The sequence below is a fragment of the Streptomyces sp. NBC_00887 genome, from assembly GCF_045207585.1.
Genome location: NZ_CP108788.1, coordinates 5,200,159 through 5,212,835 on the forward strand (window position 1 = coordinate 5,200,159; position 12,677 = coordinate 5,212,835).

Annotated in this window: 16 protein-coding genes and 1 tRNA gene; 8 read left to right on the forward strand and 9 right to left on the reverse strand. The window is 69.5% G+C overall.

Annotated features, from left to right (window positions below; all coding sequences use genetic code 11):
• Positions 1 to 21: 21 nt before the first annotated feature.
• Both OG844_RS23650 and OG844_RS23655 read left to right on the forward strand, forming a co-directional pair.
• Positions 22 to 1,281, forward strand: a complete 1,260-nt coding sequence (locus OG844_RS23650) for an amidohydrolase family protein (RefSeq protein WP_406392871.1) — start codon at positions 22 to 24, stop codon at positions 1,279 to 1,281.
• A gap of 34 nt (positions 1,282 to 1,315) precedes the next feature.
• Positions 1,316 to 1,972, forward strand: a complete 657-nt coding sequence (locus tag OG844_RS23655) for an SDR family oxidoreductase (RefSeq protein WP_406392873.1) — start codon at positions 1,316 to 1,318, stop codon at positions 1,970 to 1,972.
• A gap of 57 nt (positions 1,973 to 2,029) precedes the next feature.
• Here OG844_RS23655 and OG844_RS23660 read toward each other — a convergent pair whose 3' ends face one another.
• On the reverse strand, positions 2,030 to 2,683 hold the full coding sequence (locus OG844_RS23660; RefSeq protein WP_406392874.1) for a histone deacetylase: 654 nt from the start codon (positions 2,681 to 2,683) through the stop codon (positions 2,030 to 2,032).
• 188 nt (positions 2,684 to 2,871) lie between these two features.
• On the opposite strand from OG844_RS23660, the gene OG844_RS23665 reads away from it, so the two are divergent.
• Complete coding sequence (locus tag OG844_RS23665; protein ID WP_406392876.1) at positions 2,872 to 3,495, forward strand: hypothetical protein; 624 nt, start codon at positions 2,872 to 2,874, stop codon at positions 3,493 to 3,495.
• 70 nt (positions 3,496 to 3,565) lie between these two features.
• Here the strand turns inward: OG844_RS23665 and OG844_RS23670 are convergent, their stop codons facing one another.
• Positions 3,566 to 4,540 (reverse strand): hypothetical protein, encoded by a 975-nt coding sequence (locus OG844_RS23670; RefSeq protein ID WP_406392877.1) that lies wholly within the window; start codon positions 4,538 to 4,540, stop codon positions 3,566 to 3,568.
• Between the two features lie 111 nt (positions 4,541 to 4,651).
• The gene (locus OG844_RS23675; RefSeq protein ID WP_406392879.1) at positions 4,652 to 5,392 is read right to left on the reverse strand and encodes an MBL fold metallo-hydrolase; all 741 of its coding nucleotides are present in this window, start codon (positions 5,390 to 5,392) and stop codon (positions 4,652 to 4,654) included.
• A 268-nt stretch (positions 5,393 to 5,660) separates the two neighbouring features.
• Between OG844_RS23675 and OG844_RS23680 the strand changes: the two genes are divergently transcribed.
• Both OG844_RS23680 and OG844_RS23685 read left to right on the forward strand, forming a co-directional pair.
• Entirely contained in the window at positions 5,661 to 6,065 is a 405-nt protein-coding gene (locus OG844_RS23680) for a MerR family transcriptional regulator (protein WP_406392880.1), read from the forward strand.
• Between the two features lie 219 nt (positions 6,066 to 6,284).
• Positions 6,285 to 6,932, forward strand: a complete 648-nt coding sequence (locus OG844_RS23685) for a hypothetical protein (RefSeq protein ID WP_406392882.1) — start codon at positions 6,285 to 6,287, stop codon at positions 6,930 to 6,932.
• 153 nt (positions 6,933 to 7,085) lie between these two features.
• On the opposite strand, the gene OG844_RS23690 is transcribed toward OG844_RS23685, so the two are convergent.
• Entirely contained in the window at positions 7,086 to 7,652 is a 567-nt protein-coding gene (locus tag OG844_RS23690; protein ID WP_406392883.1) for a hypothetical protein, read from the reverse strand.
• A 479-nt stretch (positions 7,653 to 8,131) separates the two neighbouring features.
• Positions 8,132 to 8,213, reverse strand: a tRNA-Tyr gene (locus tag OG844_RS23695).
• A gap of 165 nt (positions 8,214 to 8,378) precedes the next feature.
• On the opposite strand from OG844_RS23695, the gene OG844_RS23700 reads away from it, so the two are divergent.
• The 3 genes from OG844_RS23700 (at position 8,379) to OG844_RS23710 (ending at position 10,283) form a co-directional block, all read left to right on the forward strand.
• Positions 8,379 to 8,867: a YajQ family cyclic di-GMP-binding protein gene (locus tag OG844_RS23700; protein WP_056796691.1), complete on the forward strand. Its 489-nt coding sequence runs from the start codon at positions 8,379 to 8,381 to the stop codon at positions 8,865 to 8,867.
• A gap of 187 nt (positions 8,868 to 9,054) precedes the next feature.
• Positions 9,055 to 9,570 (forward strand): methylated-DNA--[protein]-cysteine S-methyltransferase, encoded by a 516-nt coding sequence (locus OG844_RS23705; protein ID WP_406392884.1) that lies wholly within the window; start codon positions 9,055 to 9,057, stop codon positions 9,568 to 9,570.
• Between the two features lie 14 nt (positions 9,571 to 9,584).
• A complete protein-coding gene (locus OG844_RS23710; protein WP_406392886.1) occupies positions 9,585 to 10,283 on the forward strand; it encodes an alpha-ketoglutarate-dependent dioxygenase AlkB family protein in 699 nt (232 codons plus the stop codon).
• A 1-nt stretch (position 10,284) separates the two neighbouring features.
• Here the strand turns inward: OG844_RS23710 and OG844_RS23715 are convergent, their stop codons facing one another.
• The 4 genes from OG844_RS23715 to mscL all read right to left on the reverse strand — a co-directional run bounded on the left by OG844_RS23715 (position 10,285) and on the right by mscL (position 12,607).
• Positions 10,285 to 10,557, reverse strand: a complete 273-nt coding sequence (locus OG844_RS23715; RefSeq protein WP_406392888.1) for a GlsB/YeaQ/YmgE family stress response membrane protein — start codon at positions 10,555 to 10,557, stop codon at positions 10,285 to 10,287.
• Positions 10,558 to 10,637: 80 nt separating this feature from the next.
• Complete coding sequence (locus OG844_RS23720) at positions 10,638 to 11,030, reverse strand: YccF domain-containing protein (protein WP_406392890.1); 393 nt, start codon at positions 11,028 to 11,030, stop codon at positions 10,638 to 10,640.
• Complete coding sequence (gene htpX, locus OG844_RS23725; protein ID WP_406392892.1) at positions 11,027 to 11,890, reverse strand: zinc metalloprotease HtpX; 864 nt, start codon at positions 11,888 to 11,890, stop codon at positions 11,027 to 11,029. The genes OG844_RS23720 and htpX overlap by 4 nt, the downstream gene beginning before the upstream one ends.
• A 252-nt stretch (positions 11,891 to 12,142) precedes the next feature.
• The gene (mscL, locus tag OG844_RS23730) at positions 12,143 to 12,607 is read right to left on the reverse strand and encodes a large conductance mechanosensitive channel protein MscL (protein WP_406392893.1); all 465 of its coding nucleotides are present in this window, start codon (positions 12,605 to 12,607) and stop codon (positions 12,143 to 12,145) included.
• Between the last annotated feature and the right edge of the window lie 70 nt (positions 12,608 to 12,677).

Consider the following 12,677-nt stretch of genomic DNA (forward strand, 5'->3'; position numbering starts at 1 on the left):
CATGTCGCCCCCTGGAGCGCGATGCCCCACAGTGAGCCGCACCGGCCGGACAGCAACGCGGCGGGCCCCGGAGCCACCCCCGGCGCGGCCGCGCTCCTCCTCAGCGGGGCCCGGCTCACCGACGGGCGCACCGTCGACGTGAGGATCCGCGGCCACCACATCGAGGCCGTGGCCGCGGCAGGCACCCTCACCGCCCACGGAACGCGCCTGGACCTGCGCGGCCACCTCCTGCTCCCCGCCCCGGCCGAGCCCCACGCACACAGCGACACGGCACTCACCGCCGACAGCCCCGGCCCCCCGCCGCACCCCGTCGAGGACATCCGGCGCCGCACCACCGAAGCCGCCCTGATCCAGCTCAGCCAGGGCGCCACCGCGCTGCGCAGCCACGTACACATCGGGGACGGGCAAGGCCTCGCGCCCCTCGAAGCCGTCCTCCAGGCCCGCCGCTCCCTGCGGGGGCTCACCGAGATCGTCGCCGTCGCCGTACCCGGGCTCCTCACAGGCACCGCGGGCGCCGACAACCTCGCCATGCTCCGCGACGCCATGGACATGGGCGCGGGCGTCATCGGCGGCCGCCCGGGCCTGGACCCCGACCCGGACGGCTACACCGAAACGGTCCTGGACATCGCCGCCGCACTCGACCGCCCCGTCGACCTCCACACCGACGGTGACGACCCCGTCCGGCTGGCCCGCCTCGCGGCCATGGCTCAGGGACTGCGCCCCGGCGTCACCGTCGGCCCCTGCGCGGCCCTCTCCCGGCTCCCCGCCGACGCCGCCACCCGCACGGCCGACCGGCTCGCCTCCACCGGCGTAGCGGTGGTCTGCCTCCCCCAGGGCAGCTGCTCGGGCGCCGCACACCGCGGAACCCCGCCCGTGTCCCTGCTGCGCTCCGCAGGGGTACGTGTCGCCGCAGGCAGCGGGGCCCTCCGGGACGCCGCGAACCCCGTCGGCCGCGGTGACCCCCTGGAGGCCGCCTACCTCCTCGCCTCGCAGAACGGCCTGAGCGCCGAGCACGCGTACGACGCCGTCTCCACCACCGCCAGGTCGGCCATGGGACTTCCGGGCGTACGGATCGAAGCCGGCTTCCCGGCCGAACTGCTCGCGGTACGCGGAGAAGGGCTCTCCGGGGTGCTCTCCCTCGCGTACAGCCGGATCGTGGTGCACCGGGGACGCGTGGTCGCCCGGACCAGCGCGGTACGCGAGTACTGCGACTCCGAGACCACCACGCCGGGCCTCCCCCGCCAGGGGCGCACCGATTCCGGCCCCGGCGGCGGACCTTGAGCGCGAACGCGCGCTCCGGCGTACGGTCGTGAGCATGCGCATTGTCATTGCAGGCGGACACGGTCAGATCGCGCTGCGGCTGGAGCGGCTGCTCGCCGCGCGCGGCGACGAAGCGGTGGGCGTCATCCGCAACCCGAAACAGATCGAGGACCTCCGGGCGGCAGGAGCCGAACCCGTGGTCCTCGACCTCGAATCGGCCTCCGTCGAAGAGACCGCGGAGGTCCTGCGCGGGGCGGACGCGGTGGTCTTCGCCGCCGGTGCCGGCCCGAACAGCGGCGGCGAACGCAAGGACTCGGTGGACCGCGGTGCGGCGGTGCTCTTCGCGGACGCCGCGGAACAGGCGGGGGTGCGCCGCTACGTCGTCGTCTCCTCCATGGGCGCGGACCCCGACCACCCCGGCAACGAGGTGTTCGACGTCTACCTGCGCGCCAAGGGCGCCGCGGACGCCGACGTGCGTTCCAGGGCAGCACTCGACTGGACGATCCTGCGCCCCGGGATGCTGACGAACGACGCGGGCACCGGCCAGGTGCTGCTCGCCGCCTCGACGGGCCGCGGCCCGGTCCCGCGTGACGATGTGGCAGCGGCTCTGGTGGAGTTGCTGGACACGCCGGCGACTGCGGGCCTGACCCTGGAACTGATCTCCGGGAGCGTGCCGTTGACGGTCGCGGTGAAGGACGTCGCCGGGAACTGATTCCCGGCCCGCACCTACGCCGCCCCGGGAGCTGGGGAGTCGGGCGCTTTCGCTCCCTCAGTCGATCAGCTCCCGGATAGCGTGTTCGGACCAACGGCCTGCCGCCCCTCGCGCGGAGGCGATGTAGGCAGCCACGGTTGCCGCATCCCACGCCCCGGCTGCCAACAAGCCCGAGGCGATGAAGCGCACGTAGTCACGGGACGGCGGCACCGGGGCCACGTCGTCGGCGCTCCACGGGGCCGTGAAGGTGAGCACAGGGACCCCGTCCAAGAGGCCCGCGCAGATCAACGTCTCGTACCGACCGCCCCCGATCCTGGCAACCCCCGAGGTGAGCACCTCGCTGAGGTCCAGGTCCTCCCCGGGCTCCCTGTACATCTCCTGGGCGGCGATGTCCGCGAACTGCGACGCCGAGACGAGGTGGGCCCGGGCATGGAGCAGCCCTTCGCCTTCCGGGTCGTAGAAGGCCCGCCCGCCGCCCCAGACCGGCGACTCGGTGGCGAAGTGGAGGGCTCCCGCCAGTTCCACAGGAACGGACCGTCCGGGCAGCCGCCGGTCCCTGCAACCCGGATACGCCCTGCCGGCCCCCGGCGGCCTGCCGCCCTTGAGGTAGCAGGCGAGCCGCTCCAGATGCATGTTGGAGCCGTAGGAGGCGTACCAGACGCGCCGCGGCGCGGTGTCCTCCACGAGCACCGGCTGAATCCGATGCGCCATCACCACAGTGCCTCCCGCGGATCGGCGTGGTCCATCGTCACACTCGCACACGCGCAGAAATCCCGCCCGACCTGTTGTTCGAGCAGGTCGTACGGGGTTTCCCGTCCTGTGACGGCGCCAGGCCGCACCGGCTCTGCAGCCCGGAAATACCGTCGCCCGTCTCGTGCCGCCGGAGAACAATGCCGGGCATGGGGACAGACATACACGGCTTCATCGAATGCCGCTGGGATCGCTGGCTGGACGAGGACGATCGCGCGTGGAACCAGGCCATCGACCTTTCACACCTCCAGAACGGGCGCGACTACGTTGCCTTCGGATCCCTCTTCGGTGTCCGCGACACCACATCGTTCCGCGCACTCGCCGATCACCGGGGCCTCCCCCATGACGTGTCGAAGGAGGTCCTCGCTGACTTCGAGCCCTGGAGTGACGAGTTGCACGGCGAGTCCTGGATCTCCTGGGCGGAGCTGGCAGCCGCCGACTGGGACGAAGTCTCGAACGAGGTCGACAGCTGTGTTCACGAGTTCCGCCGGAGCTCCGACGGCAGCTGGAAGATGCACGGACGGAACTCCGGCCTCACCCGCTTTGCCGAACTCTCCGGACTCACCGATGCCCGGCAGCTCCTCTCCGCGGGCAGCGTCTTTCCCGAGAACACCGAGTGGCCGGACGGCGACCGGCTCTTCCGCGTCGGCCGCCTGCGGCGAAAGGACGCCGTACCCGACAGCGAATGGGGCGCCGTCTGGTCGGTCATGCGCACGCTGGCGAATCTGCACGGCGACGAGGGAGTCCGCCTGGTCGTCTGGTTCGACGGCTGACTCCACCAACAGGGTGGCATCGGACGCGACCACTTCCACGGCTGAAGGGACGTCATCCTCGCTACGGTTCCTACAGCTTGTCGTAGACGAGCGGCCATCCGGCGAAACCGTCCGCGGTCCGGTAGACCAGCTCCACGTACTCCTCGCCGAGCAAGTCCTTCAGGTCGTCGCCGGGCTCGCTCGGCAGCAGCACCACGACTCGCAGAATCTCGTCCCCGGGGATGTGCCGGCGGTAGTCCGCCAACTGCCCGATCGTCATCCGAATACTGGCCCGCGTCGTCAGTCCCTTCGCCTCGTACAGTGCGTGGTCCTTCGCGTCGTACAGGTCGGGAGTGAGCACACCGGGCTCGCCCTCCACAGCGATCTGAAAGCTGTGAGTCCTGTGTCCCGCGGCCTCCAGGTGAGCTGCGAACGCTGTGACCAGCTCTCCCTTGCGGCGCAATACCTTGCGCTGCCCCGCGGGAATGTCCGCGATGGCCTCCGCGGTGCTGTGGTGCTCGGCTACGACCTCGGGGTCAACGATCTCGTACCCCGACCTGGTAGCCATCGGCACACGGTCCGCCTCGGTCCATGCCGGCGTCGTTCCCTCGGCCGGCCGGAACCGGAAGACCAACACGTCACGCATCACGTGGTCCTGACCGGGGCCCCGCCGAACGTCGTAGGGCCTCACCGGGTCCAGAACCATCTGTCCGACGTAGCGCTGCCGCAGCGTCCCGCTCCCCGGCACCTTGCCCGCGGCGACGAACAGGTGGAGCTCACGGCCCTTCTCGACATGGGTCAGGAGCGCCTCGTTACGGCCGGACGGCTTCTGCGGCCCGCTGGCGCCGGCCCCGGTGTACAGGTACAGCGGCCCGAACTCGTCATCTTCCGCGCGGCCATCGAACGTGTACCCGTACTCCTCACCCGCTGAAGGGTCGGAGTACACGAACACTTTGCCCGCCTCATCTGCCGGCTCGATGCCTTGAACGCCACAGCCGTAAGCCGCTGCGATGGCATCGCGGGTCGTGATCCGCCCCGGCACAAGAAGGTCAACGGTCGTCGGCATGGCGCGACCATAACCACCCCCACGGACAGCCTGCCGCCCCTTTTCAGGCGGCAGGGCGAAGACGGCCCCCACTCCACCAGGAACCGGGGCCGCCCTCATCCCTCTGAGTGATCAAGTCGGCAGCTGCTGGGCCTCGCGGTGGTCGTGCGTCGGAATGATCGCGACTCGGTCCTTGACGGCGTGTAGGCGGTGCAGCGTCCGGAAGGTCTCGTGCCGGTCTTCGTCGGCGAGCCCGCCGGGGTAGCCGGCCTTCTGCCGGATGAGGTCGATCTGGTCGTGGTGCCAGGCAGCGTCGCCGGCGAGCAGCACCCAGCCCGTTGCCGTGTGCGCAAGGACTCCGACGCTGCCAGGGGTGTGTCCTGCGAGGTCGACGAGCACGACGGAACCGTCGCCGAAGAGGTCGTGGCTGGCGGCGAACGTGAGGATCGGCGGGCCGTCCAGTTCGTACTGGACGATGCCACGGCCGCGCAGGGACTCGCGGACGCCACCCACGGGTGCGATCGAGCCTTGCATGACCCAGTCGTGTTCGCGGCGGTGCAGATGTACCGGCAGGTCAGGAAGATCGAGGAGTCCGCATACGTGGTCCCAATGCGCGTGCGTCGGCAGCGCGAAATCCAGGCCGGAATACGACCGCTCGCGCAGCGCGGTAACGGTGGCGACGGTGTCGGCCGGGGGACGCATCGCGCCCCGCAGGAACGCCGGCAGTTCGGCAACGGCGCGGTTGTCGACATCCAGGCAGACACTCGGATCCACGATGAACGTCGCTTCCGGGTGGGTGATCACGAACGACAGCAGCGCATTCGCGATTCGCCGTGGCTGCCGCAGCCCCTCCACGATCAGTGCGGTGGGCACGGACCGTGGCACCTGTCGCAGTGCGGACACGGTGACCGACACCGCCGTGTCCGGTAGCCCCGCGTCGGTCAAGCCGCGCAGAAACCGCTGGTCGGGGCGTCGGGGACGGACAAGGCCCGTTGCCAGGCTTGCGACCGCGCCACAGCATGCGGCCGCCGTCAGTGATCTCACAGTGTCAGACACAGCAACGTTGTCCCTCTCGCGATCGGGTGGTGCGTTCGATGACGGGACGGTATAACTTCAGGCCGACCTGAAGTAAAGGAGTGGGATGTCCGCAGTGGATTGGAAGATCGGCGGGGCGGCTGCCCTGCTCGGGGTGGCCACCCATGTCCTCCGACACTGGGAGGACATCGGACTGCTCACCCCGCGCCGACTGCCCTCCGGGCATCGCGTCTACGACGACCAGACCATCGGCCAGGCCCGCCTCATCCAGATCAGCCAGCGGGCCGGGCTGTCACTCGCCGAGATCGGTGAACTTGTTGCGGGGGAACGGGTCGACCGCATCGGCCTGATCAACGCCAAGCGCACCCGGATCGCCGAACACATCGCGAACCTCGAACTGGCTGACCGGTTCCTGGCCCACCTGGTGCACTGCGTACACCCGGTCATCTCCGACTGTCCGGAGTGTTCCGCCCTGGTGGAGCGGGGCGCGCGGTTGGCGATCACCCAGTGATTCAGCATGGAACGCGTCAGCACGGACTTGGTGAACTCGCGCTTCTCTGCCAGGAGAGCTCGCCTGTTCAACTGTCGTCAGTACGCGGCTGCGCGGCCGGTCGCAGTGATGGTGGAGCCGGGACTGGCCGCATGGCCCCACAAGGCTGGGGCTCCATATGTCCCGCGCGAGGGCGCCCTCTCCCACCGACCTGTCACAGGCTGCCAGTAGCCTCTCGCCATGCAGTCAGCGCTGATGATCTACGACGGCCCCGCACCGGCCGATTCCGACGTCCCGCGTACCGGGGGCGTGCCGCTGGCTCCGGCCGGATTCGCCTGGCCCGTGTGCGGCTGCGGAGGGCCGCTGCAGTTCTTCGCCCATCTCCCCGTCGAGGGCGCTGTCCTGTCGGTGTTCGTGTGCCAGAACGACCCTGGCGCGTGCGCATTCTGGGAGGCGACCTCCAGCGCGAGCCGGGTCTATCTGTTTCCCCGGGAGGAACTGCTACCAGTGGCCGTGCCCGAGGCGGGTGTGACGCTGCTGCCCGCCACCTCGGCCATCCGCACTCATGTCGTGACGATCGACCCCGAGGAGGCCGACGACGACGAGGGGATCGAGCCTGACGCGTACGACCTTGCACGCTCGGGATGGAAGTGGGAACCCGAAGAGCGATTCGGGAAGCAGCGCGAAGTGCTCGGGTCGCTCGGAGGCAGCCCCTCCTACCTCGAGGACGACCGACTGCCCGTGTGCCCCTCCTGCACCGGCACGATGGAGTTCGCGGCACACCTGGAGGAGGGGATGTCCGCGGAGACGGCGATGAACCTCGGCGGTCAGCTGGGCTACATCTTCATCTGCCGCACGTGTCGCGAGGGATCCTTCCTCACGGACTGAGGGCCCCTGCGAGGTCACCGACGATGAAGCGGTCGCCGGTTCGAGATGCCGCAGAGCGCCCCTGGGGCGGAACCGGCGCCGCCCGTTCGCGGCGTCCCGGGCTGTTGAGAGCGACCGCGGGCGGCGACTGCCCGGGCTGGGCAGTCGGTGGGCTCAGTGGCGGAAGAGGTCGCCGAGTTCGCCGCGCACGAAGGCCCGGATGATGTCGGCGACCTGGGAGGCTCCGGCCTCGGAGGCCGGGGCGACGATCGGCGCGACGGGCGCGCCGTACTCGGCGAAGGCGAAGGCCCATCCGCCATCGACGTAGATGTGGACCTCGATGTCGGCGTCGCCGTGGAAGCCTCCGCGCGGGGTGTCAGGGCCGCGGTCGACGATGACGGGGCCGCTGATCCGGGCGGTGAGCCCGACCTCCTCCAGGGCGGTGATCAGGTGGCCCTGCAGGGAGACGGCTTTCGCCATGGTGCCCTCGGGATCCGAGAACCGCCCGTACTTCTTGGTGACGACGTTGCGCGCGACGACCGCCAGATCGATCACCGATGCCCAGTCGGCCGGGGCAACGCCGCGGCGCGCGCCGGCGGCCCACAGGTCGGTCAGCAACTCGGCCGTTTCCGCCAGGACGATGGGCACGTACAGGGAGCCTTGGGACTCCGCCGCCTTCTCGACTGCGGCGTATGCCTCGGCGGAACAGGCGAGCCCTTCGGCGGCGTCGGGGGTGGACATGCTTACCTCTCGTCATGAGCCCGGGGCCGGTTTCGACGGCCCCGGGCTCATGCTGTCGTGCCGCACTGACAGGGGGAGCGGATTTCGGGTTGTTCCTCGAGCCCCGAATACGGGACCCGGGAAAAGGGCGACTCCCGGCCCGTGCCGATTTCGCCGCACTTCGTACGGCGTTGCCCCGGACGGCCGGCTGTTCCGCACGGGCCGCGGCGGGCTGCTGGAGTGCGCGCGCCGGGCCGCCCACACCATCGCCGTCCTCTTCCGCGTCTACGCGAAGGTGCTCGCACAGAGGCAGGAGCGGGCCAAGGACCGGATCGACGCGGCGCTGCGGGAGTGGAACGAGCCGGGGTGACGCCGGTCTTGCCGGGGGGCAGCTGGGAAACATGGGGGTCGATCGGCACGCTCAGCGGTCCCATTCGTACCCATGCAGAAACCCCGCCCGACCTGTTGTTTAAGCAGGTCGGACGGGGTTTCCCGTCCTGTGGCGGCGCCAGGGTTCGAACCTGGGTAGGCTGAGCCGGCAGATTTACAGTCTGCTCCCTTTGGCCACTCGGGCACACCGCCTGGAACGACGCGTCGGAGCCCGTCTCGGGGCTCCTTGGCTACGACGTAAACGATACCCGATGACCAGGGGTGCTCCGCCACCTGATTGATCAGTGCCCGCGGCGTGCGGGGGTGGCTAGGCTTTGTGCCGTACCCACCGCATACGAACGCAAGGAGCCACACGTCATGGCCGACTCCAGTTTCGACATCGTCTCGAAGGTCGAGCGGCAGGAGGTCGACAACGCCCTCAACCAGGCCGCCAAGGAGATCTCCCAGCGTTACGACTTCAAGGGCACGGGTGCCTCGATCTCGTGGTCCGGCGAGAAGATCCTGATGGAGGCGAACGGCGAGGAGCGGGTCAAGGCGATCCTCGACATCTTCCAGTCCAAGCTGATCAAGCGCGGGATCTCGCTGAAGTCGCTGGACGCGGGAGAGCCTCAGCTCTCCGGCAAGGAGTACAAGATCTTCGCCACCATCGAGGAAGGCATCTCCCAGGAGAACGCCAAGAAGGTGGCGAAGATCATCCGCGACGAGGGTCCGAAGGGCGTCAAGGCGCTCGTCCAGGGCGACGAGCTGCGGGTCAGCTCGAAGAGCCGGGACGACCTCCAGACCGTGCAGGCGCTGATCAAGGGCAAGGACCTCGACTTCGCGGTGCAGTTCGCCAATTACCGGTAGGCGGTTCGCCGCTGTGTGCGGCAGTTCATCGGCGGGGCGGGTCGTGCCGGGTCGGTACGGGTCGCCCCGCCGTCGTATGTGATGTCCGAATACCGCCGGTCGTGGCGCGGCGCGGGTCGCAGACTCGTAGGTACGGGATGTGATCGGGCCGCTCGTGCGGTCCGTCGGGCAGGGAGTGTGACGAGTCATGGCAACGGTGTACGCGAGGGTCGGCAGCCCGCTGGGTGAGCTGCTGCTGGTCGGCGAGGAGGGGGCCGGTTCGGCGGACGGTGTGGCACTCGTATCGCTGTCCCTGCCCGGCCAGAAGGGTGCCGCTGTCGTGGAGGACGGATGGCGGCACGCGCCGGAGCTGTTCGGCGGTGTCGCCGGGCAGTTGGCGGCCTATTTCGAGGGGCGGCTGACCCGGTTCGACATTCCGTACGCGGACGGTACGGGTACGGAGTTCCAGCGGCGGGTGTGGAAGGCCCTGGACGCCATTCCGTACGGGATGACGGTGTCGTACGGGCAGATCGCGGAGCAGGTGGGGTCCGCGGGGGCCGGGGTGCGGGCAGTCGGGACGGCGATCGGGCGCAATCCGCTGCTGGTCGTGCGGCCGTGCCACCGGGTGATCGGTGCGGACGGGGCCTTGCGTGGCTATGCGGGCGGTGTGGAGCGCAAGGAACAGCTGCTGGGGCTGGAGGGTGCCCTGGCGGTGGGGCGCTGAGGGCGGCGGGCCGGGTGGTTCCGGACGGGGTTCCGCCGTCGCAGGACGGACTGTTCCCGAGGCCGCGCAGGGAGGTCGCTCCGGGGGCGGTGCATGTTCCGGGGTGGTTGTCGCCGGCACGGCAGCGGGAGTTGGTGGCAGCGTGCCGGGAGTGGGCGCGGGGGCCCGTGCCGTTGCGGCGCACGGTGCTGCCGGGTGGTGGCGTGATGTCGGTGCGGACGGTGTGCCTGGGGTGGCACTGGCAGCCGTACCGGTACGCGCGTACGGCGGACGACGTGAACGGGGCACGGGTCGCGGCATTCCCGCAGTGGCTGGTGGAGTTGGGGCGGGCGGCCGTGGCGGAGGCGTACGGGGACGCCGGGCGGGCCCTGGCGTACGCGCCGGATGCGGCGTTGGTCAATTTCTATGACGGCGCGGCGACCATGGGGATGCATCAGGACAGGGAGGAGCGGTCCGAGGCTCCGGTGGTGTCGCTGAGTCTCGGCGATTCGTGTGTGTTCCGTTTCGGGAACACGGAGGACCGGGGGCGTCCCTATACGGATGTGGAGCTGGTCTCCGGCGACCTGTTCGTCTTCGGTGGTCCGTCGCGCTACGCGTTCCACGGGGTGCCGAGGGTGTTCGAGGGGTCGGCCGGTCCCGCCTCGGGGATGCGGGCCGGCCGGCTCAATCTGACGTTGCGCGAGACCGGGTTGGGCGAGCGGCCGGCGACGTAGCTCAGCGGCGGTCGCGCGAGTTGCCGAACAGCAGCCGGTAGGCGATGAGCAGCACGAGAGACCCGGCTATGGCGGCGATCCAGGTCGCGGTGTCGTAGAAGTCCGTGCTGACGGGGCGGTCGAGGAAGCGGGAGGAGAGCCAGCCGCCGAGGAAGGCCCCCACGATTCCTATGAGGGTGGTGCCGATGATGCCGCCCGGGTCCCGGCCGGGGAGCAGGAGCTTGGCTATGGCGCCGGCCAGGAGCCCGAGGATGATCCAACTGATGATGCTCATGTTCGCGAACCTACCCGTCACGTCGTCGTACAAGCCAGGACGGATGTCGGGTGGGTGCGGTTGCGATGCGGGGCGCCGGTCTACCTCGCCGTGAAGGGCTCGTCGGTGCGGACGATCTCCTTGCCGAAGGGCATCAGGGACACCGGGATGAGCTTGAAGTTCGCGATGCCCAGAGGGATGCCGATGATCGTGATGCACAGGGCGAGGCCGGTGAAGATGTGGCCGAGTGCGAGCCACCAGCCGGCCAGGATGACCCAGAGGATGTTCCCGATGAACGAGCCGCCTCCGGCGTCGTGGCGGTCGACGACCATGTAGCCGAAGGGCCAGAGGGCGTAGACGCCGATGCGGAACGCGGCCACGCCGAAGGGGATGCCGATGATCGTGATGCAGAGCAGGAGTCCCGCGACGATGTAGCCGAGGAACATCCAGAAGCCGCACAGGATCAGCCATATGACGTTCAGGATTGTTTTCACGGTCGGTAACCTGCCATCTGCTCGAGTCGGGCGATGCGTTCCGCCATGGGCGGGTGGGTGGAGAACATCTTGGACATGCCCTGGCCGGGTCGGAACGGGTTCGCGATCATCATGTGGCTCGCCGTTTCGATCCTGGGTTCGGGCGGCAGCGGAAGCTGTTTGGTGCCGGCGTCGAGCTTGCGCAGGGCGCTGGCGAGGGCGAGTGGGTCGCCGGTGAGCTGGGCTCCGGAGGCGTCCGCTTCGTATTCGCGGGACCGGCTCACGGCGAGCTGGATGACGCTTGCGGCGAGCGGGCCGAGGATCATGATCAGGAGCATGCCGACGATGCCGGGTCCTTCGTCGTCGTTGGACCGGCCCACGGGGATCAGCCACGCGAAGTTGACCAGGAACATGACGACGGAGGCGAGGGCGCCCGCGACCGACGAGATGAGGATGTCGCGGTTGTAGACGTGGCTGAGCTCGTGGCCGAGGACGCCGCGCAGCTCGCGTTCGTCGAGGATCTGGAGGATGCCCTCGGTGCAGCAGACCGCGGCGTTGCGCGGGTTGCGGCCGGTGGCGAAGGCGTTGGGTGCCTGCGTCGGGGAGATGTAGAGCCGGGGCATGGGCTGACGGGCCGCGGTCGAGAGCTCTCGGACGGTGCGGAACAGCTGCGGTGCTTCGAACTCGCTGACGGGCCGGGCACGCATGGCGCGCAGGGCGAGTTTGTCGCTGTTCCAGTACGCGTATGCGTTGGTGGCGAGCGCGACGAGGAGGGCCACGATCAGGCCGATGCGTCCGAAGAGGCTGCCGATGACGATGATGAGTGCGGACAGGCCCCCGAGGAGTACGGCGGTTTTCAGCCCGTTGTGCCGGCGGTGCACGGTACGCCCTCCAAGTGGTGCAGCAGGGGAACCCTTGCCTGGTGGTGCTCCACTCCCCAGTGGAGCCTCCCGTACTGGTCAACGCGAGGCGAGGAGAGCTAGTTCCCTTGTGCGTGGGGCCGCAGGCAAAGGCCGAAGGGGCGGATCCGGGTGGATCCGCCCCTGGGCCGTACGGGTGGTGGGGTGCGTTTCGGCGGCCCGTGGGGCCGCCGGTGCGCTTCCGCTGCCTTGCCCTGTGGAGGGCGGAGGGGGTCAGCGCTGTGCGGGGAGGCCGGCGAGTGCGCGTGCCTCGGAGTCCGGCTCGACGTCGCTGGTGCAGTGGGCGCAGCGGCTGGCGACGGCGGGGATCTCGGTGAAGCAGCGGGGGCAGTCGCGGAGGGCGGCCTTGATGTCGGCCTTCGCTTCCTCTTCCTTGGCCGTGAAGCGGTTCTGGACCTTGGCCATGGGGACGACGACGAGGAAGTAGAGGACTGCGGCGGTGATGAGGAAGGCGATGGCGGCACTGATGAAGAGGCCGTAGGGGAAGATCGCGCCTTCGACGGTGAAGGTGGCCTTGCTGAAGTCACCGGTTCCGCGGGTGAAGAACCCGATGAGCGGCACGATGAAGGCGTTGCTGAAGCCCGTGACCACAGCGGTGAACGCGGCTCCGACGGCGAGGCCGATGGCCATGGAGATGACGTTCCCGCGCAGGATGAAGTCCTTGAACCCGTTCAGCACCGCTTTGGCTCCTCTTTGCTCTTTTCGTGGCGTTCGCAGGCAAGACCATGCCCTGCCCGGGGCTCCCCGG

Bases quoted from the DNA above. Each gene is read 5' to 3' on its own strand.
- OG844_RS23650 (WP_406392871.1), top strand. From the start codon at position 22: ATGCCCCACAGTGAGCCGCACCGGCCGGACAGCAACGCGGCGGGCCCC.
- OG844_RS23655 (WP_406392873.1), top strand. From the start codon at position 1,316: ATGCGCATTGTCATTGCAGGCGGACACGGTCAGATCGCGCTGCGGCTG.
- OG844_RS23660 (WP_406392874.1), bottom strand. From the start codon at position 2,683: ATGGCGCATCGGATTCAGCCGGTGCTCGTGGAGGACACCGCGCCGCGG.
- OG844_RS23665 (WP_406392876.1), top strand. From the start codon at position 2,872: ATGGGGACAGACATACACGGCTTCATCGAATGCCGCTGGGATCGCTGG.
- OG844_RS23670 (WP_406392877.1), bottom strand. From the start codon at position 4,540: ATGCCGACGACCGTTGACCTTCTTGTGCCGGGGCGGATCACGACCCGC.
- OG844_RS23680 (WP_406392880.1), top strand. From the start codon at position 5,661: ATGTCCGCAGTGGATTGGAAGATCGGCGGGGCGGCTGCCCTGCTCGGG.
- OG844_RS23685 (WP_406392882.1), top strand. From the start codon at position 6,285: ATGCAGTCAGCGCTGATGATCTACGACGGCCCCGCACCGGCCGATTCC.
- OG844_RS23690 (WP_406392883.1), bottom strand. From the start codon at position 7,652: ATGTCCACCCCCGACGCCGCCGAAGGGCTCGCCTGTTCCGCCGAGGCA.
- OG844_RS23700 (WP_056796691.1), top strand. From the start codon at position 8,379: ATGGCCGACTCCAGTTTCGACATCGTCTCGAAGGTCGAGCGGCAGGAG.
- OG844_RS23705 (WP_406392884.1), top strand. From the start codon at position 9,055: ATGGCAACGGTGTACGCGAGGGTCGGCAGCCCGCTGGGTGAGCTGCTG.
- OG844_RS23715 (WP_406392888.1), bottom strand. From the start codon at position 10,557: ATGAGCATCATCAGTTGGATCATCCTCGGGCTCCTGGCCGGCGCCATA.